At 58.9% G+C, this 23,061-nt stretch carries 23 protein-coding genes and 1 tRNA gene; 14 read left to right on the top strand and 10 right to left on the bottom strand.

All coding sequences use genetic code 11. The annotated features are described in order from the left end of the window. Window positions 1-3: 3 nt before the first annotated feature. The 6 genes from fdxH to AB3X89_RS34855 all read left to right on the top strand — a co-directional run bounded on the left by fdxH (window position 4) and on the right by AB3X89_RS34855 (window position 6,272). Window positions 4-927 carry a formate dehydrogenase subunit beta gene (gene fdxH, locus AB3X89_RS34880; protein WP_368587309.1) on the top strand — a complete coding sequence of 308 codons (924 nt, stop codon included), beginning with the start codon at window positions 4-6 and terminating at the stop codon, window positions 925-927. After that, window positions 924-1,580 carry a formate dehydrogenase subunit gamma gene (locus tag AB3X89_RS34875; protein WP_368587308.1) on the top strand — a complete coding sequence of 219 codons (657 nt, stop codon included), beginning with the start codon at window positions 924-926 and terminating at the stop codon, window positions 1,578-1,580. The genes fdxH and AB3X89_RS34875 overlap by 4 nt, the downstream gene beginning before the upstream one ends. Before the next feature lie 124 nt (window positions 1,581-1,704). Beyond that, window positions 1,705-2,703: a formate dehydrogenase accessory protein FdhE gene (fdhE, locus tag AB3X89_RS34870; RefSeq protein ID WP_368587307.1), complete on the top strand. Its 999-nt coding sequence runs from the start codon at window positions 1,705-1,707 to the stop codon at window positions 2,701-2,703. Between the two features lie 46 nt (window positions 2,704-2,749). Further along, window positions 2,750-4,198, top strand: a complete 1,449-nt coding sequence (gene selA, locus AB3X89_RS34865; RefSeq protein ID WP_368587306.1) for an L-seryl-tRNA(Sec) selenium transferase — start codon at window positions 2,750-2,752, stop codon at window positions 4,196-4,198. A gap of 13 nt (window positions 4,199-4,211) precedes the next feature. Further along, on the top strand, window positions 4,212-6,125 hold the full coding sequence (gene selB / locus AB3X89_RS34860; protein ID WP_368587305.1) for a selenocysteine-specific translation elongation factor: 1,914 nt from the start codon (window positions 4,212-4,214) through the stop codon (window positions 6,123-6,125). A gap of 51 nt (window positions 6,126-6,176) precedes the next feature. Next, a tRNA-Sec gene (locus AB3X89_RS34855) sits at window positions 6,177-6,272 on the top strand. A 158-nt stretch (window positions 6,273-6,430) separates the two neighbouring features. Here the strand turns inward: AB3X89_RS34855 and AB3X89_RS34850 are convergent. From AB3X89_RS34850 to AB3X89_RS34835, 4 genes are all read right to left on the bottom strand, one after another. Beyond that, window positions 6,431-7,816, bottom strand: coding sequence for a TniQ family protein (locus AB3X89_RS34850; protein ID WP_368587304.1), 1,386 nt, complete (start codon window positions 7,814-7,816; stop codon window positions 6,431-6,433). Window positions 7,817-7,820: 4 nt separating this feature from the next. Further along, complete coding sequence (locus tag AB3X89_RS34845; RefSeq protein ID WP_368587303.1) at window positions 7,821-8,870, bottom strand: AAA family ATPase; 1,050 nt, start codon at window positions 8,868-8,870, stop codon at window positions 7,821-7,823. Then, entirely contained in the window at window positions 8,836-10,104 is a 1,269-nt protein-coding gene (locus AB3X89_RS34840) for a hypothetical protein (protein WP_368587302.1), read from the bottom strand. The genes AB3X89_RS34845 and AB3X89_RS34840 overlap by 35 nt, the downstream gene beginning before the upstream one ends. Before the next feature lie 636 nt (window positions 10,105-10,740). Continuing rightward, window positions 10,741-11,346 carry a hypothetical protein gene (locus tag AB3X89_RS34835; RefSeq protein ID WP_368587301.1) on the bottom strand — a complete coding sequence of 202 codons (606 nt, stop codon included), beginning with the start codon at window positions 11,344-11,346 and terminating at the stop codon, window positions 10,741-10,743. 72 nt (window positions 11,347-11,418) lie between these two features. On the opposite strand from AB3X89_RS34835, the gene AB3X89_RS34830 reads away from it, so the two are divergent. Next, window positions 11,419-12,891 (top strand): hypothetical protein, encoded by a 1,473-nt coding sequence (locus tag AB3X89_RS34830; protein ID WP_368587300.1) that lies wholly within the window; start codon window positions 11,419-11,421, stop codon window positions 12,889-12,891. A gap of 634 nt (window positions 12,892-13,525) precedes the next feature. On the opposite strand, the gene AB3X89_RS34825 is transcribed toward AB3X89_RS34830, so the two are convergent. After that, on the bottom strand, window positions 13,526-14,881 hold the full coding sequence (locus AB3X89_RS34825; protein WP_368587299.1) for a TniQ family protein: 1,356 nt from the start codon (window positions 14,879-14,881) through the stop codon (window positions 13,526-13,528). Between the two features lie 124 nt (window positions 14,882-15,005). Continuing rightward, window positions 15,006-15,503: an HAD domain-containing protein gene (locus AB3X89_RS34820; protein ID WP_368587298.1), complete on the bottom strand. Its 498-nt coding sequence runs from the start codon at window positions 15,501-15,503 to the stop codon at window positions 15,006-15,008. A gap of 426 nt (window positions 15,504-15,929) precedes the next feature. Here AB3X89_RS34820 and AB3X89_RS34815 point away from each other — a divergent pair, with 426 nt between their 5' ends. The 3 genes from AB3X89_RS34815 to AB3X89_RS34805 all read left to right on the top strand — a co-directional run bounded on the left by AB3X89_RS34815 (window position 15,930) and on the right by AB3X89_RS34805 (window position 18,041). Next, a complete protein-coding gene (locus tag AB3X89_RS34815) occupies window positions 15,930-16,157 on the top strand; it encodes a DUF6471 domain-containing protein (RefSeq protein ID WP_368587297.1) in 228 nt (75 codons plus the stop codon). Between the two features lie 259 nt (window positions 16,158-16,416). After that, window positions 16,417-16,677 (top strand): BPSL0761 family protein, encoded by a 261-nt coding sequence (locus tag AB3X89_RS34810; RefSeq protein ID WP_368587296.1) that lies wholly within the window; start codon window positions 16,417-16,419, stop codon window positions 16,675-16,677. 1,109 nt (window positions 16,678-17,786) lie between these two features. Further along, window positions 17,787-18,041, top strand: a complete 255-nt coding sequence (locus AB3X89_RS34805) for a hypothetical protein (RefSeq protein ID WP_368587295.1) — start codon at window positions 17,787-17,789, stop codon at window positions 18,039-18,041. Between the two features lie 164 nt (window positions 18,042-18,205). Here the strand turns inward: AB3X89_RS34805 and AB3X89_RS34800 are convergent, their stop codons facing one another. Next, entirely contained in the window at window positions 18,206-18,337 is a 132-nt protein-coding gene (locus AB3X89_RS34800; RefSeq protein ID WP_368587294.1) for a hypothetical protein, read from the bottom strand. 316 nt (window positions 18,338-18,653) lie between these two features. After that, window positions 18,654-18,875: an antitoxin Xre/MbcA/ParS toxin-binding domain-containing protein gene (locus AB3X89_RS34795; RefSeq protein WP_368587293.1), complete on the bottom strand. Its 222-nt coding sequence runs from the start codon at window positions 18,873-18,875 to the stop codon at window positions 18,654-18,656. 546 nt (window positions 18,876-19,421) lie between these two features. On the opposite strand from AB3X89_RS34795, the gene AB3X89_RS34790 reads away from it, so the two are divergent. The 4 genes from AB3X89_RS34790 to AB3X89_RS34775 all read left to right on the top strand — a co-directional run bounded on the left by AB3X89_RS34790 (window position 19,422) and on the right by AB3X89_RS34775 (window position 21,960). Next, a complete protein-coding gene (locus AB3X89_RS34790; RefSeq protein ID WP_368587292.1) occupies window positions 19,422-20,336 on the top strand; it encodes a hypothetical protein in 915 nt (304 codons plus the stop codon). A 372-nt stretch (window positions 20,337-20,708) separates the two neighbouring features. Next, on the top strand, window positions 20,709-21,170 hold the full coding sequence (locus tag AB3X89_RS34785; protein WP_368587291.1) for an HAD domain-containing protein: 462 nt from the start codon (window positions 20,709-20,711) through the stop codon (window positions 21,168-21,170). A gap of 8 nt (window positions 21,171-21,178) precedes the next feature. Then, a complete protein-coding gene (locus tag AB3X89_RS34780) occupies window positions 21,179-21,379 on the top strand; it encodes a hypothetical protein (RefSeq protein WP_368587290.1) in 201 nt (66 codons plus the stop codon). Further along, window positions 21,370-21,960 carry a hypothetical protein gene (locus AB3X89_RS34775; RefSeq protein ID WP_368587289.1) on the top strand — a complete coding sequence of 197 codons (591 nt, stop codon included), beginning with the start codon at window positions 21,370-21,372 and terminating at the stop codon, window positions 21,958-21,960. Before AB3X89_RS34780 ends, AB3X89_RS34775 begins: the two co-directional genes overlap by 10 nt. A 356-nt stretch (window positions 21,961-22,316) precedes the next feature. Here AB3X89_RS34775 and AB3X89_RS34770 read toward each other — a convergent pair whose 3' ends face one another. Together AB3X89_RS34770 and AB3X89_RS34765 are read right to left on the bottom strand one after the other, a co-directional pair. Next, window positions 22,317-22,742: a heme-binding protein gene (locus AB3X89_RS34770; RefSeq protein ID WP_368587288.1), complete on the bottom strand. Its 426-nt coding sequence runs from the start codon at window positions 22,740-22,742 to the stop codon at window positions 22,317-22,319. Between the two features lie 24 nt (window positions 22,743-22,766). Continuing rightward, window positions 22,767-23,061, bottom strand: a 295-nt coding sequence (locus AB3X89_RS34765; RefSeq protein ID WP_368587287.1) for a zinc-binding dehydrogenase, incomplete at its 5' end; no start/stop codon positions are given.

Here is a 23,061-nt window from a genome sequence, read left to right as displayed (position 1 = left end):
GAGATGGCACTGCAATCACTGGACATCAGACGCGTCTCGGCCACGACCACGCAGCCGCCGGTGGCTCGCGCGCCGGCCTCCGGGCAGGTCGCGAAGCTCATCGACGTGTCGAAGTGCATCGGCTGCAAGGCGTGTCAAACCGCCTGCATGGAGTGGAACGATTTGCGCGACGAAATCGGCGTGAACGTCGGCGTCTACGACAATCCGCCCGACTTGACTCCGGATTCGTGGACCGTGATGCGTTTCGCGGAGTACGAGAACTCCGCCGGCGATCTCGAATGGCTGATCCGCAAGGACGGCTGCATGCACTGCGAAGACCCGGGCTGTCTGAAGGCCTGTCCGTCGCCGGGCGCGATCGTGCAGTACACGAACGGCATCGTGGATTTTCACGAGGAGAACTGCATCGGCTGCGGCTTTTGCATCGCGGGCTGTCCGTTCAACATACCGCGCATGTCGAAGAAGGATCGCCGCGTGTACAAGTGCACGCTGTGTTCGGACCGCGTGGCGGTCGGCCAGGAGCCGGCCTGCGTGAAGACCTGCCCCACCGGCGCGATTATGTTCGGCACCAAGGAGGACATGAAGCTGCAGGCCGAGGACCGCATCGTCGATCTGAAGGAGCGCGGTTTCCAGAACGCTGGCCTGTACAACCCGGAAAAGGTCGGCGGCACGCATGTGATGTACGTGCTGCATCACGCCGACCGGCCGTCGCTGTATCACGGCCTGCCGGACGATCCGCGCATCAGTCCGATGGTGACGTTTTGGAAGGGCATAGCCAAGCCGATCGGGCTCGCCATCATGGGGATCGCCGCGCTCGCGGGCTTCTTCCACTACACGCGCGTCGGTCCGAACGAGGTGACCGAGGCCGACGAAGCCGCCGCCGTCGAGGAAGCCGAAGAGGCACGCCGTTCGCGGGAGGGTAAGCAATGAACCACTCTGAGCACACCGACTTCACGGACGTGAAGGGCAACCGCCTGATCGTGCGCTATACGCCGAACGAGCGCACGAACCATTGGATCACCGCGATCTGTTTCATCCTGCTTGCGCTGTCCGGTCTCGCGTTGTTCCATCCGTCGATGGCGTTTCTGTACTTCGTGCTTGGCGGCGGACAGTGGACGCGAATCCTGCACCCGTTCATCGGCTGCGTGATGTTCATCTCGTTCCTGATTCTTGCGTTGCGCTTCTGGCATCACAACTATCTGGACCAGGCGGATATCCAGTGGATGAAGCAGTACCGCGACGTGCTGAACAACCGCGAGGAGCGCCTGCCCGCAATCGGCAGGTACAACGCCGGGCAGAAGCTGCTGTTCTTCGTGATGGTGATCTGTATGCTGCTGCTGTTGCTGAGCGGCATCGTGATCTGGCGGCGCTATTTTTCGCTCTACTTCCCGATTGGCCTGATCCGGCTCTCCGCGGTCGTGCACGCGGTGACGGCGTTCTTGCTGATCGTCGGCATCATCGTGCATATCTATGCGGCGCTGTGGGTCAAGGGCTCCATAGGTGCGATGACGCGCGGCACCGTTACTTATGGCTGGGCGCGCAAGCACCATCCGAACTGGTTCAGAGAAATCATCGGCAAGTAAAGTATGTTCAATCGGCGCTGCCTCAGCGCGTGTCTCAATGCGCCGCACGCAGCACCCCGCGCACCGGGCCGCCGCGCCACGTCGATGACGGGCGGCGGCTCTTCAGTTTTCAGAGGTCGATAACTTGGCTCAACGCATTCTCGAAGCCGCCGACATCGAGTCGCTCGATCCCTCGGCAATACCCCGCATCCGCATGCCGGAGCGGCTCGCGGTGTTCGCGCCGCGCGCCGCGCGCCTGCGCCAGCTCGCCTCGCGCGGCAATCCGATTGCCGGCTATCTGCGGCTGATGGCGGCGCTGGCCGATGCGCAGCAGGCGGTGCTCACGCACTTCAAGGCACAGCCGCCGAGCCCAGAGCTGATCGCGAGCGCGCAGCAGTATTCGATGCCGCTAATTCCGGCGCTGTCCGGCGCGCGCGATCCGGCGTGGCGCGACGTGCTGCTGCAACTGCTCGACAAGATCGAAGCCGCGGGTCCGTTGACGCCGCCGCTCGTCGCGGTGTTCGCGCGCCTGCGCTCGCTCGACGTCGCCACGCTCGAAGCGCAGGCCGACGCGATCTTCGCGCAGCGCTTCGCCGACGTCGAGCCGGCGAGCGCGCCGTTCATCATGGCCGCGCTGCAAGTCGTATGGACCGACCTCGCCGCCGACATCGACAAGCGCGCCGTGCCGTATCTCGACACGCCGGGGCTGTGCCCGGTGTGCGGCTCGCATCCGGTGGCGAGCACGCTGCGCATCGGCGGCGCGTACGACAACTATCGCTATCTGCAATGCGGGCTGTGCGCGACCGAATGGCATATGGTCCGTAGCAAATGCTCGAACTGCGATTCGACGAAAGGCATCGCGTACCACGTGGCCGGCTCGCCCGACGCCGATGCGGCCACGCGCGAAGCCGAAACGAAAAACGCCGTGCTGAAGGCGGAGTCGTGCGACGAATGCCATACTTACCGCAAGATCGGTATCCAGGCGAAGGACTACGAGTTCGATCCATTCGCGGACGACCTCGCGAGCCTCACGCTCGATCTGCTGATGGGCGCGGAAGGTTACCGGCGCGCGTCGCCGCATCCATGGCTGTGGCCGGAGCAGACGGCCGGCGCGACGGAAGCGGAGGGCGACGAGTCCGCCTGACGGCGACCTGGCCAGACGCAAGTTCAACACGACATAAGGATTGCTCGTGAGCGATGTGAGCAGCTCGGAATTGCGTGCGCTGATGGCGCGCGTGCCGTCGGTGGACAAGGTGATGGCGTCGGCGGAATTCGCACCGCTGATCGGCGAATACGGGCGCACCCAGGTGCTCAATGCGCTGCGCGATGCGCTCGACGCGTGGCGCATCAGCGCGCAATCGGGCGATGCGGCGGCCAACCCGGCGGTGAGCGCGCTCGATACCCCGCAGCTGCATGCGGCGGTCGCCGCGGCGCTGCTCGCACGTAACGCGTCGCGGCTGCGCAGCGTATTCAATCTGACCGGCACCGTATTGCACACGAACCTCGGCCGCGCGCTGCTACCCGACGAGTCGGTGCGCGCCGTGATGACCGCGCTCACGCAACCGGCCAACCTCGAGTTTGATCTCGCCACCGGCATGCGCGGCGACCGCGACGACCTGATCGACGATCTGATCTGCGAGCTGACCGGCGCCGAAGCGGCAACCATCGTCAACAACAACGCGGCCGCGGTGCTGCTCACGCTGTCCGCGCTCGCGGCGAAGAAGGAAGTGGTGGTGTCGCGCGGCGAGCTCGTCGAAATCGGCGGCGCGTTTCGCATTCCCGACATCATGAGCCGCGCGGGCGCGAAGCTGCGCGAAGTCGGCACGACGAACCGCACTCATCTGAAGGACTATGAACAGGCGATCAACGCGCGCACCGCGCTGCTGATGAAAGTCCACGCAAGCAACTATGCGATCAGCGGCTTCACGAAGGAAGTCGGCATCGACGAGATCGCGCCGCTCGCGCACGCGCGCGGGCTCGCGGTCGCTGTCGATCTCGGCAGCGGCACGCTGGTCGATCTCGCCGAATGGGGCTTGCCGCGCGAGCCGACGGTGCGCGAGACCGTCGCGGCGGGCGCCGATGTGGTCACGTTCAGCGGCGACAAACTGCTCGGTGGGCCGCAGGCCGGGTTGATCGTCGGGCGGCGCGATCTGATCGCGAAGATCAAGAAGCATCCGTTGAAGCGCGCACTGCGCGTCGGCAAGCTGACGCTCGCGGCGTTGGAGCCGGTGCTGCGGCTGTATCGCGCGCCCGAGAAGTTGACGGAGCGGCTGACCACGCTACGGCTCCTCACGCGTGCCGCCGAAGACATTCACGCTGCCGTGCTGCGCGTGCTACCGGCGCTGCAGCAGGCGATCGGCGCGCGCTACACCGTGGCGGCGGAACCGATGTTCAGCCAGATCGGCAGCGGCGCATTGCCGGTCGACGTGCTGCCGAGCCATGGCCTCGTCATCAGGATGACCGACGGCAAGCGCGGCGGCCGTCATCTGCTCGCGCTCGAAAAGCAGTTGCGCGAGATGGCGCGGCCGGTGATCGGCCGGATCGCGGACGACGCGTTGCGGCTCGATCTGCGCTGCCTCGAAGCCGCCGACGAAGCGCAATTGATCGCACAGCTAATCGCGCAACCGGAAAGCAACTGAAGGACAGGCACGCATGATCGTCGGTACAGCGGGGCATATCGACCACGGCAAAACCAGCCTCGTGAAGGCACTGACCGGCGTCGATACGGACCGGCTCAAGGAAGAAAAAGCGCGCGGCATTTCGATCGAGCTCGGCTACGCGTACGTGCCGCTCGAGAACGGCGACGTGCTCGGTCTGATCGACGTGCCGGGCCACGAAAAGCTCGTGCATACGATGACCGCGGGCGCGAGCGGCATCGACTTCGCGCTGCTCGTGATCGCCGCCGACGACGGCGTGATGCCGCAAACCCGCGAACATCTGGCGATCGTCGAACTGCTCGGCATCCGGCGCGGAGCGATCGCGTTGACGAAAGTGGATCGCGTCGACGACCAGCGACTGCGCGAAGTGCACGACGAAGTGACTGCGTTCGTCGGCGATAGCGTGCTGCGCGACGCGCCGGTATTCGATACCTGCGCGACGCGCGCGGGCGATGCGGGCGTCGCGGCGTTGAATGCGCATCTGCGCGAACAGGCCGCCGCATGGCGCACCAAGCGCGATGACGGCCTGTTCCGCCTCGCCGTCGATCGTGTGTTCACGCTCGCGGGGCAGGGCACGATCGTGACGGGGACCGTCGTAGCAGGCAGCGTGAACGTCGGCGACACAATGCTGCTCGCGCCGAAAGATCAGCCGGTGCGTGTGCGCGGTATCCATGCGCAGAATCGCCCCGCCGAAACCGGCCGCGCCGGTCAGCGCTGCGCGCTGAATCTGGCGGGCATCGACAGGAGTGCGATCGAGCGGGGCGACTGGATCGTCGATCCGCGACTGTCGCAAGGCAGTGAGCGTATCGACGTCACGTTGACGCTGCTCGCCGACGCGCCGCACCCGCTCGAACACTGGACGCCGCTGCATGTGCATCTCGGCACGCAGCATCAGGTTGCGCATGTCGCGCTGCTCGAAGGCGATACGCTCGCGCCCGGTCAGCGCGCGCGCGTGCAACTGGTGTTCGAACGGCCGCTGTGCGCGGTGCCGGGCGATCGCTTCGTCGTGCGTAACGCTCAGGCCAATCGCACGGTGGGCGGCGGGCACGTGCTCGATCCGTTCGCTCCGGCGCGCAAGCGGCGCTCGGCGGAACGCTTCGACCGGCTCGACGCGATACAGACGCTGCTCGACACCGGCTCGCTCGATGCGCTGTTCGCGCGCGCGCCGCACGGTTTGTCGCGGGCGTTGCTGGAGCGCCTGACGGGCATGCCGGCAGCCACGTTCGCGTTGCCCGCCGGGACGCGCACGATCGAACTACCGGGCCATGACGCACTGCTGCTCGCGGACGCGACATGGCATGCCCTTGCCGGGCGCGTGACGAGCGCGCTCGCGCAATATCACGAGCGCTCGCCGGATGAATTGGGCCCGGACGTGTCGCGCTTGCGGCGCATCGCGGCGCCACTGGTCAACGACGCGCTGTGGCGCGCGTTGGTCGACGATGCGGCGGCGCGTGGCGAGCTCGTCAGACGCGGACCGTGGCTGCACTTGCCCGACCACACCGTGACACTCGACGCAGCCGATCAGGCGCTTGCCGCGACGCTGCTGCCCGAGATCGAGGCGGGACGTTTCGATCCGCCGTGGGTGCGCGAGCTCGCGAACGCGCACGGTGTGCCGGAGGAGCGCATGCGACAGTTGCTGCGCAAGCTCGCGCGTCAGGGCGAGCTGTTCCAGGTCGTGCATGACCTGTTCTATCACCAGCAGGTGATTCGCGAACTTGCGTCGATCGCGGCGACGGAGGCGCAGAAGAACGCCGGCACCGTGGCGGCCGCGCCGTTTCGCGACGCCACCGGACTCGGCCGAAAACGCGCGATCCAGCTTTTGGAGTTCTTCGACCGGGTTGGGTATACTCGCTTCCACCGTGGCCTGCACCTCGTGCGCACGGATAGCCGCTGGCTCGATCTGCGTTGATCCGGCTTTTGCGGCCTGTTTCTATCGGGCACGCGTCATTCAATCACCGTAGGAAGGCATTCGTATCCGGTGGTGCGGCTGGGCTTCAAACCCAGTTGAGGGCGTCAGACGCTCTCAGGTCGGTTCGACTCCGGCTGCCTTCCGCCATAAGAACATCGAGTCGCCGCTTGCTAAATCCTGTGCTGGCCGACATTGCCAGCGACTACGGTTTTGACCGCGATCAGTGTGGAGTTAATCTACAGATGTCGTTTACGACAGGAATTGGTTGTACGCGCTAGGAGGTCGGTCTGTTCTTGGACCGCTGTTCAACTAGAGTCTCGATGAAGACGCCCCCTATTTCCATGCGCTAGCTTGCCTTCGTTCCCTTTACTTGTCAGGTCTTTGAGTCTCCTCTTAAAGCGCCTTTGTTGAGAGTAGGAAAGCGTTATTTTTGTTCTTGCCCGTACGTCAGCAAGTATCTTCTCGACCGAGAATGCGCCTGAGTCCTCCTTGAGGGAACTGTAAGACTGATAGAATTCTGCAAATTTTGCATCTTCGTTCGCATCTGCAAGATGCCTCCTGTGTTGCTTGCCACGCTCCACTAGGAACGCGGCTTGCGTTGGCGCAAGCCTGCGCAAATAACTGACAGAGATAGCAAGCGTATCCGCCGCTTCTTTCCGGCACGTAACAGTTCCGGACTTTATTAGTTTATTAAGTTCGGCAATAAGGACTGTTTTCGGCTTCTTCTTCCCCCCTTCTCTTCCAGTTCGCCGCACGAGGACAACTTCCTTGAGGGGAGGAAACGCCCGTTTTGTCAATATGCTCTTGGTGCCATTCAACACGTCCGAGACAGTGCAACCGCAGCAGTATGCAATCAGAACTATCCAAGGAAGGGTGGGGCGCGTCTTTCCCGTCATATAGTTATGAAGCTGGCTGCTAGGGACTTCAAGGTGCCGGCTGAAATCTGCGAGGCTTCCTTTAAATAGAACTTCGATGGCGTGTCGAATAAAAGCTGGAATCGCGGGCGCATGGCTGAAAGAGTTCGGGTGCAGATTGGCATGATCTAGTAGTTCCGCAACGAGCCAGCCGATCCGGATTTCATGCGGACGTGCTTCCTCGGCAATATCATTGGCGAGACTCATGCCATCGAATGCAGAGACTCCAGGAAGCCAGGATATCCGCCCAAATCTGCACTGCGCTTGCGGTACTGGCTTCAATGCGACCCCATGCAAAGGGCACGCGGTCACGCACCGGATTGCCCAAAGCAATCGATTGTATTTTTCCCGGCCAGCCCGTTCGTCGTTCGCATAGCATCCCGGACAAAAGCGTTCCACTGGCGAAATGAGTCCGTAGTTCGACACGACAGAACGAAGGGACAACAACGTTGTTGATTGAAGGTCATGGCGCAGCGTCAACCTGTTGAGCGCGTTTAACCACTTCACCGCGCGTTCACCTACACCGCAGATGTCAAGGTTGTAGCAGGTATTAGCTACGTTTTGCTTCCGGCCGCAAATCAAAGGCGTAACTGCGTGGAACGCAAGCGTCCAAGGTAGAAGATTATGGTGAGCGCTGAGACGGCGGAAATAGCTCGAAAGTTCCTCGAGCGTGTCTCCGGTGGAGCCTTCCGGGGCCAAACCAAACAGTGCCGAACGGGGAAGAGTATCATCCGACCAACCTCCCGGACGGCAAACCGGTTCGAGCGTTGACGTCATCTCATTACCATGCGCGGCGCGTTCTGGCTCGTTCAGCCTCTAGTTCCAACTCCGCGCGAACTTGGGACTCGTTGAGATATGCGTGCATTACATTACCCTGTAGAAAGGGCATAATGGTCATCTCGCCGCGCACAGTCTCTTTAGCAATCTTTAGTTGTGCCTTCAGGGAAGGCATCGACCGGAGAATGTATTCGTCACGCCATTGCCTCTCACCGTCTGCGATGCAAGGCTTGATGGATTCTTTGAGGATGTCAAAGGTTTGGCCAAGGAGGCCAAATGTACCCTTGAAGAGATAACCCATGCAGTTTTTAACGTCCACCTTGCACCGGACCGGAAGAGCCTCGGCGAACGACTTCACGGCGGCGCAATATGCCCTGAAATCTTCTCGAGTTTCCTTGTATCTCGGATAATGCACAACCACGATACGCCGTGCAAGTTGACCAGTTGCTTCTATAAGATTTTCGCTTCCATATGCCCCCAGCAAAAGGAGATTGAATCTTGCCCTGTTGGACAGTGATTTCAGTAGGTTTCCATACTGCGCCGGGTCTGTATTCGTGTTCGTAAAATGCAGTACTTCATCCAGAATTAGATTTTTGACTTTACGTGCCCAGAGGGCACGTTCGAACATCACTCGGCTACTACGGAGTTGTTCTAGAGGCTCCTTCAGCTCGTTGACGATGTTTAGGCCGTCCATTGGGCTAGGTGCAAGCAAGTCGTGGCACATACGGCAATAGAGCAATACGAAATTGACCTCATCTTTGTCTGGTGCATCCACCTCGCTCATAAAAGCGGGAATGATGCTAGGGTCTTCCTGAATCTCAATAGCGAACGAATCTAAGAGTTTCTGAAGAAGGATCTTCCCCATCGTAGTTTTGCCAACACCAGGTGGGCCGACCAGCAGGATGATGGATAGTCCAGCGACGGGATTCAACAGAGTGTCAGCGATGGTGTTTGTGACCAAGGTCTGGTTACGATGAGGAATGAACAGTCCTGCAATGTAATTTCCCTTGTCTTTAAGACTACCAGCAATAGCTTGTTCGCGAGTGATCTTCATAAGATATCCTAAGCAAATTATATGGGACGGTCAATCGGCAGCGAATCATAGTCGATAGCAGCTGAATATCTTTACGATGTAGCAAAGTCTCGAACTGTTGCTCCGTCAATTCGCCGAATAGCTTGGATGAAGAATCGTTATACAAAACCGAGCCAGCTGGCATTGCGGAAACCGTATACACGTCGGATTGCCCGCGAAACATAAATTCGCTGCCGACTTGGACATTGAAAAGAAAATACGTCGTTACAGCATGAGGCGGGGGGCGGCGCCATATTACCCCCTCGAGCTGCTCGCGACTGGCGCAAACGATCACGTTCGGAGCGTCCGATAGGTCATCATAGTCAAGGTCAACCCAAAGTCGTCGCTCGGCGATGGCCTGCAATACGTCATCTACGCGGAACCTCCCTGGCGGCGTTGGAAGGATTTCGTTGTCGTTCCACGGTGTTTCGTCGTCGAATGCGTTTTCGTTGAGCCTGGCAAGACTCATCGCTCCGGCCTTGCCTATGATTCGTTCGATTGCACTCCAGGTATCGGCTGTGAGCGTTGTCGAGTCCGCGACGAGATAATCCCTTAGAAAGTCAAGATTTGATGTAAAAATGGGGTTGTGCTCCGAGCTAGAGCGCAGGCAATAAGTGATGCCCATTTCGGCAAAAAACTTTTCACGCTCGGGACAGTGCCACGTCGCATCGCCTTCGCTTTTATGAAATCTCCATGGATATTTTTCCGCCAATTTTATAAGCTTCTCTTCGTTTTTCCATTCCTCGACAAGCGGCCCAGCGGCTTTTAGCCGGAGAATATCAGGGGTATAGGGGACGACTACCCGGTACTCGGTTTCAATCCCATCCTTTGACTTTCTCTTGATTGTTGTCGGTATGCCAACTTGCATGGGCTGACAATAGAATTCTCGTGTGACAACATCTAGGTCGTATCGAAGCACCGCCGGGAATTCAACGTTCCTGCTTTCCGTTGCGACACGCCGGCCCATCTTATGGGAGTTGTAATGGCTCACCACGTTACGTGCTCGACCCTGAACCTTGCGTGTTGGGGCGTGCAGTCGCGACTGGATTATGTACACTCGCCCTTTGTCGGGCGTTCCCCACTCTTCGAGTGCCGTCAGGAGTTCTTTGTCGGTATAGGGCCTCACTAGGTCTAGGGGAACGTCCTCGGACCAAAGCTTCTCATTCTCCTGCCACGTGGAAAAAGGAGGTAAAGCGATAGGTAGCTGAATGCTCATTGACGTTCTCCGTCATGAGGAACTGACTCTACGCATGCGTCCCCCCATCGCGGCTTACTTGAGCGTTTCCGTTTCCAGGTCCGGCTAGGCAAATGAACAGCTTCATGACGGTCCTTAAATGCACGTGGAGTGATGGGATGCAAATTTCTCCGCTCGGGCGCTTTCAATTCAGCGAGAGTCGACGGGATTGGGAATGCCCGGCAGATGATTGGGGTCGCCGCGGCCGAGCCCCCGGGTGAACAGGGAGTCGCGCAGCGACGGAAGTTGCGGCACCCCACGCGATTCTGTTGCGACCGGTCCTGAGAACTGTCGCGAGCACATCGTCGATTCGGCCGACCGGACGCTTGGGCTCAACCGGCCGGCTTCACTCGCTCTGGGTGGCTGTTTCGGGATCATTCAGAGAATGGAATCAAGCGGCGGACACCGGCAGTTCGGCGACGTGCCCCAGCGTCTTCAATACGCGTGCCAGATGATCGGGAGGGGCTGATACATCGAGTCGAACCCGAAGCGCGGAAGATGAGCTGGCCATCAACGGTGACGCTGAACATTCGGCCGCGCCGTTTCCCGCGGCCGGAGGATCGTCTTGGAACCCAAGGGTTGCGACGCGTTGTGCCTCCCGGCCGTAGATCATTCACGCTACTCGGTTGTGAACCAGTTCAGTTTAGCGACTCCGAACAAGCGCTCAATCACGCCACGGAAGCGTGATTGACTTGCGGGTCTACAGCCGATGGTGATATTTTCGAGTCCGAAAAACCTGTCGAATGCATTGGAATGGAATTCCTTGCCTTTACCACACACAATGATATCCGGCAGATGCGTGTGTGGTGCGACTGTAACGCGAAGGGCGGTCATGCAACTCACTGTACTCGGTCGATGAGCAGCGAGATCGAAAGCTAGAACGGTACGTGTCTCCTCGTCCATTAAGACGGTGAGGACCATGCTCATCCGGTAGGCTCGGTCGTCATAATCCCGTACGGTGATTTGGCTGTCGAGCTTCGTATGGTCGATACGGACTTTGTGGGCTTCTTCACCTGGTATATGCCGCGATGAGTTGGTCGTCTTGGTAGGCCGTTGCATTGCGATGGCAAACGCCCGCGGTCCAGAGCCTTTGATTTTTTCGCATTTTTGGTTCGGCTTCCCATTCTGAAGGCAATTAAATACAAGCGTCGCTTGCTTGGCGCGGTCTGAAATAACAATGCGATGAACTCGATGCGGTGGACTATTGCGTAGCTGCCAGTACATGGAGAGGCCTCTTTTATGTTGGAGTACATACCTTCACGTGTACCAGGATCGAAAGACGGTTGCTAGGTCAAGATGCAACCAAATCGCTACCTTGACATTATGCCAAAAAAGTTCTATGGGTTTCTGCCGGTCCATGTATACGATCCTTCACCGGGCTGCTACCAGCAATTCCTTCGAGATAAGAATGAGCCTTCGACGCTGAGTCGTGAGAACGATCTGTTCTACGTTAAGGCGGCCCTGATCTTACGGGCGGCCCGTACACTCGCGGGAAGTGACAGCGCTACAGTGATAGCGAGGATTGTCGAGCGACGGGGAGTAACGTTCGAATCTGCGAGGCGCCGTTGGAGTGACCTTGAACTGGGCATAGAGACCCGGGAGTTGGTTCAACGAGCAAATAGCACCGTCGAAGCTTGCAAGCGGGATCTGGCAGGCAAGAACCAGTTCGTCGATCTTTGGTTAAATGATAGTGCACTAATTTGGCAGCTGGCGGCCCGCGCGACTCACGATCTCGCGCATTTGGAGGCGCAATCTGTCGAGCTGGAGCGGACTTACGGGGTCCCCGTCCCTCCCTTCCTGGAAAGCAGCTGCAGCGATCTCCCCGATTGGTTAGCAATCAGAGACTCAATCTTCGCCGATCTTTCTGGCGGTAAGGGATGGAGGCTCTTCAACACTTTGTTCTTTTGTCTCGCTAGGGGGCAATCCAGAGGTGGCATCCTCCAGTACGCTTACGCACACTTTCTTATGAACTTGATGATGCGCGTACAGGTTCGAGCCGGGGCCGCCTCGGGCGGCACTCGTCAGTCGGGTCGTGCTCGTAAAGTTCGGCGAACCTCAATTTCACATGCGGTCCCCGACGACGCTGCTTTTGAAAGATTGTTATGGAAGGATTTTTGGCAAGAGTTCGGCCGTTTTTTTCAGGACTGGTATTCGCGGATTCGCCACGTCAACAGCACTTTTGATGATCTTGAAGACGCCATCCACCTGTCACACGAATTGCGGATTGTATCCACGTGGCAGGTACTCGAGCCGGACCCACCCGCAGAACAGATCTCAGGCTTGTATCCAGAACCCACGGATTTGCGAGACAGGAAGTCGCTGCGGGAGCACGCGCAGAAGCGCTCCCCGTCATCGCCGACAAATATTCTCGTTGCCGCGCGACAAATCAGGCAGCGTCCGGAATTGCTCAAATGTACTTGGAGCAGTCTTCCTGATGGTTTCGATTATTTTTACCTTGGGGTGTCTTTGAATCCTCCGATGAGATTTGATGGGTATATTCGGAGACGACGTCGGCCACGTTTGGAGCGGTTAATTCGTAATCAAGCGAATGTGCGCCGGCGCATACTTAAGCGATCAAGGCGCGGCCCGGGATTGCATTGGAAGCGCCGTTATTGTATGGGGCGCCGTAGCGACATCACTGATCGTGAGCGTCGTATCGTGGTCCGAAAAGCATTGGGGAAAACCTACTTGCGCCGTCGCAAGATACGGCGCCTCTGGCGAACTAAGCGGGAGGTACGCACTCTTTACCGGTCCGGTGCGAAGCAGTAGGGCCGAGTCGATTCTAGCGAGACCATCGCAACTTGGAGAACAGACGCTGAAAGCCAGCTCGCGCCATCGAGGCGGTAAGCGTTGCGTCCTTCCGATTAGCGTCCGAGGTGATGGTTGCATCGCTCGTCGTTCATACATCGCAGAGCCAGTTCCGTCTCGGACTTAAGGGCAGCCGTGGAACAGTTCCTGTCTGGCAGCGGCGTTCATGTATTCGACGGGCCGACGATTGTAAGAGCTGGGATCGGCGCTTCCCGCCACTTCGTCCCGATCGTGCTTCATCGAACCCGGTCGGGTTCCCCGGGCTTGCGACAATAGCCTGCCCTACTAACCAGTTTGCGTTCGTCGGACCGATCGTACAAGCAGCTCTCCGTATGCTTTTGACCAGCTCATGCTGCCCCGGTTACTTGTGGTCAATGTGGCTGATCACGTCTGCCGGACGAGTCAATGCCTGCGCCTTCTTCGTGACTTGAGTGACCGCGCAACTGATATTTCGTGCATCCGCGGCCGCTCATCCTGTGGCGCGTTCGTCTTTCTCCTTTGATGCGTGCTCTAAACCACGCACAAATTCGCGACGTGGCATATCTCGTTTCCGGATCCGATGCCGAGAGCGCTTCGAGCACTACAACCCAGAAGCTCAAGCGATTAATCGGTCAATGACCGTGTATTCCTTCCTAGATGCCGCGGCCGCCTTCTTCCTGGCGCGCCGTTCATCAGCGAAAGTCAGCTGGATCCCCAGCGCCTTGAGTCGTTTTGTTACTTTTCGCCTGGAGGGGTACACTCCGCTGGCGGCCAGAGCAAAATGCGTTTTCTCGTACGCATCGTCCTTCGCGTCGCGCCGTGCCTGAGCAATCTGTTGTCTGTGCAGTCGACCGGCGTTCACGAGGGCTACATTATGCGTCGGAAAGTTTTCTCGAAGGAATTTTGGGGAGATTTCCAGATGGTGTGCTGCTTCCTGAGCGTCTGCATCGGGATTCCATTTGATGAAAGTTGAAAGCGAGGCAAGCATTTCCTGTCGGTGCGTCTTGTAACCAGCCTTGCGGGTCAGACAAAATAACCCATGGGTAAAATTGCAACATTGACGTAGCCTCAGTCTGGTCATGTTTCCCAGCAGAACGTCTGCCACAGTGCACTCAAAGGCATAGGCAATTCGAATCACACCTGGCAGGCTGGGTAGAATACCTTCGTGGATCCAGCCATGGATTTGAGATTTGGAAAGTCCGAGATGCCGAGCAAGGGCTGCGAATTTTCCGTCGAATAAGGAGTCAGCCGCGTGAGTCAAGAAGTCTGGTAATAACGATGCCTTCTGTTCGCTGATTCGAGATATATCCTCAAGCAATTCGGCCACCATTCTGGAAACCACTACTTCGTTCGCTACCGCTCTTTCGCTGGTAACTATTGAAAGACTGCTGCCATCGATTCTTGAGACGCCAGGAACCGTGAACGATAGGGGGCTATGCCCCTTTACTCTCGGCTCATAGATCAATCGACATCCATGTTTTGGGCATGCAGTAACACAACGGATAGTCCACAGGAGCCGGTCGTACTTCTGACGTCCGGCCTGTTCGTCCTCCGCGTAGCAAGCGGGGCAAAACCGATTCGCGTGCTCGATGAGTTGATAAGAGGACACGAGATTTTTGAGGGGGAGTAACGTCAATATTCGGAGGTCTGAGCGCGAGGTAAGCTGGTTTAAAAGTGCAATCCAGTGTTCAGTTTTGGTGCCCAATCCGCAAAGCTGAAGGCGATAGCATTCATCGGCCATCAAATCTGCGGATGGTTGCGTGGGAATGCCCATTGTCGGAACTATTATGTGATAGGCCAACGAACGCGGCAGCACCCCATGCGCATCGGATATTCGCCGGAGAAAACTCACGACGTTTTCTCGCGTTTCTCCGTCAAAGCCGTACGGCGTAGTTTTGAACAGGATGGAGCGCGGCGGATAGTCAGTGGGCCAGCTTTCCGGCCTCGCTGGATAGGGAACAGCTCGTCTCATCAGCGACTTCTCTCAACGATTGAATGGCTGTTTTGCCCTTCGTCGTTAGTCGTTAGTCGTTATAATATTTTGCGGTGCAATACATAAGCAACCGGAAAAGATCGACGATTCTCGTCAATAGCGCTTACCGGTGCTCAGTGCTCCTGGCTGCCCGCTCTGTTGCACGAGAAACGAAGCGACGGAATGCCCGCGCAGACTGAGGGTCCATCAATCCGACCTGTGGTTCAAGACGAAACGCTAGGTAAAGGACGTGCTCGGGATATCTGGCGTCTGCATGGTCAAGTATCAGGATTGGTGGCTCCGAGTTGGCTACTGCGTCGGTTGCCAGCGATATGCGATGCGGAAGTGTCCTACACAGGCTGGAATGCGGCAGAACTGAACCATCAACCCGGGATGACAGGACTTTCGGCAAATGGCGAAGACATCCATCTAGCCCAATCGCGTATGTCCACCATGTGTTAAGAATTAATCGAAGGCTTGTGAAGTCCGAGGCGATTTCTGCCAAGACCTTACTGCCTTCAAACAGGCTATGCCCACGCGCTTCCAGAAGCGGTTGGTTTTTCTTGTCAAACTGCACAGCGTTGGGATGTAGCACGCCGTCAAAATTGAGAAAGAGCACCATGTCTGAGTACCACTCGCATTCGAATCGGGTTCGAAGATTGGCCGGTTGCTTTGGGCCGTAGACCCAGAACATTGGAACCAGGTCGCCTTTGTCCAGATACTCATCCGTCTGAAGCGCGTGCCAGCGTGTAACTCCTCAAAGGTCTGCGCATAAGGGGGCCGATCATGCAGTTGCCAATGAAAATTGCCTCTTGCAATGAGAGGAGATGGGAGGCAGAAGCCAGCCATCTCCATTATGCTGCGCCCTCCGCGATGACTGCGAGCGGCCCCTTTGGGACATTGACGCCGCGAGACGGCATTCACGCGCATCTCGTTCTCAAGAGGCGATTGGATCTCTTTTATGTTGTTTAAGTCGTACATATGAGATTATAGGAGCTTATTCGGGGGAAGCAAGGAATAATCCGCCTTTTGGCTGGGGTAAGGGCGGATGGACTGGTATCGCGTGGCGAGAAACGTGCTCCGCGCCGAGCTTGTTCGGCACGGGGTGAGCTATCGACAACTTGCCCTGTTACTTGCGGACATCGGCGTCAGCGAGACTGAACGATCCATCGCTAACAAGCTCTCTCGAGGTAGCTTTAGCTTCGCGTTTTATCTGCAGTGCATGAGAGCATTGGGACGAACTGATTTCCGTGTAGACCTCACGGACGTAACCTGACCCAAATTTTATCTTCTGCTGGGCTTTGTCTCCCTTCTGGCAGGTCTGAACTCGGCATCCCTTCAATAGACCGACCGCCGGTGGTATGGTCGCGCCGAGATTGCGTTGATTCTTCAGTCCGCGATCCGATTCGTAATACTGTAGTCAACTAAAGGTCGAGTTCCGCGGCTTGAAAATCGCATATATGCGACTATAGTGTCATTAATGGTCAAATTCGAGCCGGCCGGCGTGTCGTTCGGCTGGGGTGTGGGGAGTGACAATGACGACGCCTGCAGAACGGACTCGCTCAGTGCGCGGGACGAGACAGTTACTCGCGATACTCGCTGGTCACACAGGGCGGTTTGACCACCGCCTAGTCCGCACATTGGCCATTCAACTCTTGCGGCACTACCCGTCAGACGCTGACATTGCTCTCTCGAACAGTTCACTTCCAACCCTGTGGGGAACGCTGAGCGGGGATTGGTCCCAAACATCGATGTCTGGGAGCGGGCGAGTCGGACGCCGAGAAATTGTGTCGTAGCGCCCAACTTTCTCCAAGTCGCTGATGTTGAGGGGGGCGAAGATCGATGAAGCGCGCAGATGGCGTCATAACTCTTGCTAGCCACCTAGCTGTCATCCCACATGAGCGCCCGGGCGGATGCAGCGCTGCCGAACTGCTGGTGAAGGCGGAGAGCCGTGGGAGACTCGCATACTGCATTGCTGGCAATATAGTTCGTGCACATGAGGCAAGTGCAAGCCGCATCCGGTGACGAACGTTAACAGCGCTTTTGGCGCTCATGGACGTGTGGGATCCCGACGGCACATGTGGTGACCGAGTTGGCGTCGATGCACCGTCGGGTCCTTCCAATCGGGGCAGCGGTTGGCGGCGCCCTGCCAGTGGATTGGGTCATGTGACAACGGTGGGAGGCGCGGGATGACATGATCGATAACCGCTTTCAAGGCTCGATGGTCTGGCCCGTACCCTCCGGCGAGCGCAGCAGCTGGAAGCACGCCGTCAGCGATTCGGCTTGCGTGAGCGGGCGAAGCGTGGAGCGCGTTCGGCCCACCCGACTCGGCTATCGGCATACGAGCTGTCGGCATCGCGAAGTGGCTCGCCGATGTTCTCCAGTAGACCCCACGACGGAACACTTTGTTTACCTATCCGCCCGGCGCCACAAGAGGATCCTGTCGCCCGCTCATAAGGGCCGTCAGCCGGCGCTTAGTGGAGGACATATTGTGATATTCCACGAACGTTGGACAGTCGACATCCGGGACGCCTCCGACGGCAGCGGTGATGGCGTACTTCAACTTCCCGACGCGCTGTGGGCGGAACTCGAAGTCCAAGGCTGGCACGTTGGCGATGTAATTGAAATCGACGTGTCAGGGCCTGGCAGCGCGACGATCCGAAACCACTATGCCGAATGTCGCCGGCTTTCCGAGCCCAAGTGGAGAAGCGAGCGTGTCCTGCTCCGAATCCAAAGATGGCGAAGCACAGATGCTTGACGAACTGGAGAGAAGCCTGCCCTCCAGCTGACCAAAAGGAATGGCTGGATGACCACACGCTGTCCGGCCCATTTGGACGAGGATTCATGATAAGCCCGTTCTTAACGCGCTGGAGCTGTTCCGGCAATGACATAACGGAAAACGCCCATGAGCACCAGAATATTGATTCGCAACAGTGAGCGCATGGGGAACCTGCCAGCTTGGCGCCTCTATTCCGAATTGTTCGAGCAAGATGACGTCCTATACCTCGAAATTTCGGGTGTGAAGATCAACGTCACACTAATCGCCGACATGGAGGCCGCGGCTGGAACGGCCCTTATACGTCTGCCCACAGCGACCGCGAAGCAACTGGGCCTCGTGCCAGCGGACTGGGACCCACCGCCGAGCTTCGGATCGAATTAGCGGTACGCACTGCCCTTCGATCTGTCACTCACGGAAAGGACGCAGCGCAAGTGGATCGCGAATGGTCAGCCCGCAGTGCCGGCAACCCAATTGTCGAGCCAATTGCACGTACACAGAGTTGTTCAGGCAAATACCGGGTGACCAGGACGACACTTTTAAAACCACTACGCCGAGATTTTCAAGCCCGAGGTCGTCTGCGCCATCCCGTTGCGCAATTCATCGACATGGGCCTTGCCTACACGGTTTGCGGCGCCGTATACCGCCGACAAGCGGTCCGGAATCGTCTTCGCCAACATCTCAAACTGCTAACCCGTATGACCCTCGGCAGTAAAGGTGTACCGGTTCAGTTGGCGGAGGCCACACGCTACGGTCATGCGGGTGCTCGCAGTCGCCCTCGCGCGTGCGTCCGGAATCGTGCTGCATCAAGACAGCCTACCTGCCGATGCCCGAAAGGGAGAGCGCTGCCGGTCGACGCGAGTTGTTTTAACTCGTCGGGCCGCAGACTCAGGACCGTTTTTGTGACGATCGCGCGTGCTGTCGATCTTAGGATAACACTGAACTCCACCGGTTTACGGTCACTGTGCTTCCTGAATGATCGCTGCGCGTTCACGTTCACCCCGGAATTCCATAGAAAAGCCGCCAAAGTAGTGCTTCTACGCGCGCGGTGTCCTCTTCGGTCGCGGCCGCTTCGTGGGGCGTGCGCCCATCGAGTTCGGGATGCGCGACTTCCATCCAGGCTAACGCATCGGTCTCCGACTCCCACACGTAGGCAGCCAGATCACGTATGCGGGCGAGTCGACGGATTTGTTCCAGGGAAGGAGGAGCGCGGTGCATGGCGGCGTATTCGAACTACGGTCAATTTCAGTGTAGCGGAGACAGTCCGGCACGTCCCACCGGATCGGGCGGAGATATCCCGCGTCCGAGGAAAACCTCCGCCGCCCTTGGGCAACGTAGATCACAACTCGGCCCAGCGTGCTTTCTCAGCCTCGAGCAGTGCGATTTTGGGCACCCGACATGTCTAACGGAGCCTTCACGGCGCAGCCCACCTCACCATGGTAACTGTCTGGGCGGCAAAAGGCGGCTTGTCTGAGCGCGCGGCAGGGCCGCCCCAGGGAGAGCTTCCGCTTGCTGGAGAGATGGGATCGAAAAAATGAAGGGGCGGATAGTTGGAGCTATCCGACCCTTCATTTGTGGACACCCGGCAGACGTACTATCGTCCCTCGTCGACTGCGCCGGCGGAATGCTGCCCTGAACGAGCCAAGAACGCGCTGCCCATAGGTCAGCAATTCGCAGCCTACCGAGAATAACCTTGATAACTAGAATATCGGGCGCTATGCTTAGGGCTGTTTGGGCTTCGTGCCTAGGAAGAGCGGAGGGGAAATGTCTTCGGTCGGCTATATGGAAGTGGCGCGGAGGGGCAACCTTCCCGTGATCGAGTGGCGTCAGCTTGACGAGCGCGAGGTATTGGCCGAAGCCTCGGGCGACGGGGCGCGCTTGAGAGTCTTCTTTTCGCGCGTGTCGGAGGGCGAGACGTCTCTCACAGCGCCATTTTCATCGGCTTACGAAAGCCTGATTCTCATTAAACAGATGGCTCGTCCCGACTCGGCCTTCAGGGAGCATATCCACGATTTGGCTGTAAAGACTGGTTCCGGAGAATGGACCTTCTTCCAAGCCAAGAGCAGCGGTCGGGGAGGGGTCGAACCGTTGCGGGTGCATTCGTGGGGCGATCTGGCCAGATGGTTCGAAGACATGAGTCAGGTGTTCGCAGTAGAGGGCAATGCCAGCGAGGTCCTCGGTTTGCTGGATTCGATTGGCGAGCAGGCAGGTTCGCGGGACCGGCCGCAGCGAGAAGTGGTTGAAGATGCGTCGCCTGCGAAGTCCCATCAGGCCGCGATCGACTTCCGCAACGAGCTGCTGGCGAAGGGCTGGCCCGACGGCAAGCGCGTTGCGGAAATGGCAGGGGCTTCCGTCGGGAAAAACCCCGCTCAGTACGCGGCCAGACTGCGGTCGGGCGGCGCATTGCTGGGCGTCTGGGACGCGCCGGAACGCACGTTCCGGCATCCCGACTTCCAGTTTGACACTCATGGACAACTCCGTTCCGAGGTGGCAAAGCTGCTTGCCGTGTTACCGGGAGCGGACGATGACAGAGGCGGATGGCGTCGGGCTTTCTGGCTCTATTCTCCTCATGCACAGCTTGGTAACGAGACTCCGGCGGCGGTGTTTCCGCGCGACGCAGAACGTGTAATCGAAGTCGCAAAACGTGAGTTTCGTGGAGACCGCGATGCCCGCTGGTGAGGAAGAAGTCCTTCACTGCGTCCATGTTGGGTGCCTGCCGGCAGGAGGTTCTTACTGGCATGTTTTCCCCGTCGAGTATGTGGCGACTTCGCCCAACCCACGATCGGAGGCGCGGTTGGCGTGGCGCGATGGTAGCCACAGTATGTTCTATGCGGGTGAGACGCCGGCGGCCTCGCTGTGGGAGACAGTATTGCGCGACCTTGCGGTACGCGATGGCTCTGTCTATACCGACTCCAGCCACTTGGAAGGAATGGCGCTAGCGCGATTGACGCTTATCACTGACGTACCGGTGATTGACTTGAGGGCGCCGTATCGCCGGGAAATTGTCGACGCGACTGGCTCGCCTGGCCCGACCACTCCTGAATATCCCTGATGGCCATGACTGAGCCGCTGCTCTTCCTTGATTTCGACGGTGTCCTTCACCCGCTGGGCGAACCCGCGCTCGACGAAGACTTTCATCTGCTCGATAACCCGGGTCTGTTCGTATGGCTCCCGATTCTCGAGCAGATTCTCGCGCCGTATCCGTCGGTGAGGATCGTAGTCAGTTCCGACTGGCGAAGACTGTTCGACGACGCAAGCCTTGTCCGGCTGCTGGGACCGCTTGGCAAACGGTTCGCCGGTGTCGTCGAGGTACATGCACCCTCGCGGGCCACCGAGATCCTGGATGAGGCCCTGCGAAGGAAGACTGAAAACTGGCTCGCGCTTGATGACCATCCGAGTGTTGCCCTGGCGGGCAGCTCCGATGGCCGGTTCGTCGCGTGTCCGCCCAGCAGGGGCATCGCTTCACTTGCGGTGCAGCGGGCGTTGCGCCGCAAGCTTGCGGTGCTCGCCTGAAGCTGGAGATGCCGCTGAAAGAACGCGTCACGCATCGTCATGAAATCAGGCACATGAACACCAGGAGAACAATCGACAACCAGAAGGAAGAAGGTCAGCCGGGCTGGCAACGTTACGGCGAGCTGTTCGGCCACGAGGACGCCGTCTACCTCGAGCTGGACGGTGCCCAGGCCGACGTGACACTGATCTGGCATTCGGCGTGGAACTGATAGGCGGCGAAGTATTCTCTGTTGTCGAAGGTCAGGCTGAATATGCGGCCACTTTCCTTCCATTCGCTGGCTGGCTGTTCGATGTCGACAGGTGGGGGACGGGCTGGCGCGCGTTGATCTGCCCGGCTGTGAGCCATGCCCGAACGGTCCTTGATAGACGCTATTACGACCAATACCACTGCGAGTATTGGAAGCAGCCACATCCGACGCATAGCGATGGTGACTTCTGTGGCCGTATGGAGGAACTGACGCACCTATGCGATATTGAAGGCAATGCCGAGGCGCACGATCGTCGTCCTTCAGACCCGCTAAAGGAGAGTCTCCGCGTATTGGATATAAGCGGCGACAAATACACAATTCCCCGACTGGCAGGGACTTGCTTCACCGTCTTTATCGGCCGCATGAGAGACGCAAACGTTACCCCACTCGTGCGGCTGGACGTCGATGCTCACAACGGGCAGGCGTGTGCATATGTCGTCGGTATTGCGCCTGGTTGGACAACTGAGCCCGTGTACTACTGCCCCGACGATGACGTTGTGGAAATTGTGCGCAAGATCCTCGCTGGGCAATGTGCAGCATGACCGCCGTCGCGCCCTGGTCGTCTTGCGTGTGACGTGGATAGCGGAATGGATGGCGTGCACGCGAGGCTCCCAAAGTGGTGACCCTGCACGGTCCCAAGCAGTGCTCCGCGCCCAAATCAGAGTGCCGGCTTCCGGCGGGTGCCCACCTGTGCGTTAATCCGTTCGGGTGATCGGCGTGCGATCTCGTAGGGATGCCAGGAAGCTGCCGTTCGCGAACGACTGTTGCTGGCCCGACTTCTGCCCGACGCGGTCGGCCGGACCCGACCCTGAACCGCCGCTTGAGCAACCACAGCTTCGGCGGCAGCTATCGAAGTGATCCGGTCATCCGCGCCGGCGCCTCATGGGTAGCGCACGGTCTATTGCAGAAACCCTGCGTTACGCAGTGCTTCCTCAGCGGCCTCATGATCTTGAACGGATGCGCCGCCAGAAATGCCGATGCCCCCAACCAGATGCCCTTCGTGGAAGATCGGTACGCCACCGCCGACCGGCGTCAGCCGCGGATGGTGTGCCAGCGGGGCAACGGCGGGCTCGGCCATGTACTGATTCCATTGGTGCGTGGCCATGCCGAACGATGCGGCGGTCCATGACTTGTCAATGGCGACGCCAACGGTGAGGAACGGGGCGGTATCCGCGCGCTCGAAAGCACGCAGGTGACCTCCCGCGTCCGTAATGGCGATTGTCGCGGCGAATCCGCGCGCGGCGCAGGCGCGGCGCGCCTCGGCCAGCAGTGCTTGCGCGGCTTCCAGGCTGATCGTTGTCGTGCTGATGATTTGCGATGTCATGTTGATGCTCGTTCTCAGAAGGGTTCAGTGGTTGGCGACGACGACCTTGCCGATCATGTTGCCCGCCTCGACCAGCGCATGCGCTTCGATCAGACCTGCGGCGTTGATGCCGTCAATGCGGCGGGTCAGCGTGTGCTTGAGGCGGCCCAGATCGACCAGCTGCGCCGCGCGGCGCAGCAACGCTTGTTGCCTCGCGAGGGTGTCGGTGGTGAACATCGCGCGGGTGAACATCAGCTCCCAGTGAATCGAGATGGATTTTCCCTTGAACGGGCCGATGTCCAGACCCACCGGGTCGTCGATGAGGGCGAACTGGCCTTCC

This window comes from Paraburkholderia sp. BR14320 (assembly GCF_040948665.1).
Lineage (GTDB): Bacteria > Pseudomonadota > Gammaproteobacteria > Burkholderiales > Burkholderiaceae > Paraburkholderia > Paraburkholderia youngii.
Note: the sequence above shows the minus strand (reverse complement) of the source record. Positions and strands in the feature narration are given on the sequence as shown.

What these genes read in the sequence shown, in the direction of transcription:
- fdxH (WP_368587309.1), top strand. Translation starts at nt 4, where the DNA reads ATGGCACTGCAATCACTGGACATCAGACGCGTCTCGGCCACGACCACG.
- AB3X89_RS34875 (WP_368587308.1), top strand. Translation starts at nt 924, where the DNA reads ATGAACCACTCTGAGCACACCGACTTCACGGACGTGAAGGGCAACCGC.
- selB (WP_368587305.1), top strand. Translation starts at nt 4,212, where the DNA reads ATGATCGTCGGTACAGCGGGGCATATCGACCACGGCAAAACCAGCCTC.
- AB3X89_RS34850 (WP_368587304.1), bottom strand. Translation starts at nt 7,816, where the DNA reads ATGACGTCAACGCTCGAACCGGTTTGCCGTCCGGGAGGTTGGTCGGAT.
- AB3X89_RS34845 (WP_368587303.1), bottom strand. Translation starts at nt 8,870, where the DNA reads ATGAAGATCACTCGCGAACAAGCTATTGCTGGTAGTCTTAAAGACAAG.
- AB3X89_RS34840 (WP_368587302.1), bottom strand. Translation starts at nt 10,104, where the DNA reads ATGAGCATTCAGCTACCTATCGCTTTACCTCCTTTTTCCACGTGGCAG.
- AB3X89_RS34835 (WP_368587301.1), bottom strand. Translation starts at nt 11,346, where the DNA reads ATGTACTGGCAGCTACGCAATAGTCCACCGCATCGAGTTCATCGCATT.
- AB3X89_RS34830 (WP_368587300.1), top strand. Translation starts at nt 11,419, where the DNA reads ATGCAACCAAATCGCTACCTTGACATTATGCCAAAAAAGTTCTATGGG.
- AB3X89_RS34825 (WP_368587299.1), bottom strand. Translation starts at nt 14,881, where the DNA reads ATGAGACGAGCTGTTCCCTATCCAGCGAGGCCGGAAAGCTGGCCCACT.
- AB3X89_RS34820 (WP_368587298.1), bottom strand. Translation starts at nt 15,503, where the DNA reads ATGGTGCTCTTTCTCAATTTTGACGGCGTGCTACATCCCAACGCTGTG.
- AB3X89_RS34815 (WP_368587297.1), top strand. Translation starts at nt 15,930, where the DNA reads ATGGACTGGTATCGCGTGGCGAGAAACGTGCTCCGCGCCGAGCTTGTT.
- AB3X89_RS34810 (WP_368587296.1), top strand. Translation starts at nt 16,417, where the DNA reads ATGACGACGCCTGCAGAACGGACTCGCTCAGTGCGCGGGACGAGACAG.
- AB3X89_RS34805 (WP_368587295.1), top strand. Translation starts at nt 17,787, where the DNA reads ATGAGCACCAGAATATTGATTCGCAACAGTGAGCGCATGGGGAACCTG.
- AB3X89_RS34800 (WP_368587294.1), bottom strand. Translation starts at nt 18,337, where the DNA reads ATGTTGGCGAAGACGATTCCGGACCGCTTGTCGGCGGTATACGGCGCC.
- AB3X89_RS34795 (WP_368587293.1), bottom strand. Translation starts at nt 18,875, where the DNA reads ATGCACCGCGCTCCTCCTTCCCTGGAACAAATCCGTCGACTCGCCCGC.
- AB3X89_RS34790 (WP_368587292.1), top strand. Translation starts at nt 19,422, where the DNA reads ATGTCTTCGGTCGGCTATATGGAAGTGGCGCGGAGGGGCAACCTTCCC.
- AB3X89_RS34785 (WP_368587291.1), top strand. Translation starts at nt 20,709, where the DNA reads ATGGCCATGACTGAGCCGCTGCTCTTCCTTGATTTCGACGGTGTCCTT.
- AB3X89_RS34780 (WP_368587290.1), top strand. Translation starts at nt 21,179, where the DNA reads ATGCCGCTGAAAGAACGCGTCACGCATCGTCATGAAATCAGGCACATG.
- AB3X89_RS34770 (WP_368587288.1), bottom strand. Translation starts at nt 22,742, where the DNA reads ATGACATCGCAAATCATCAGCACGACAACGATCAGCCTGGAAGCCGCG.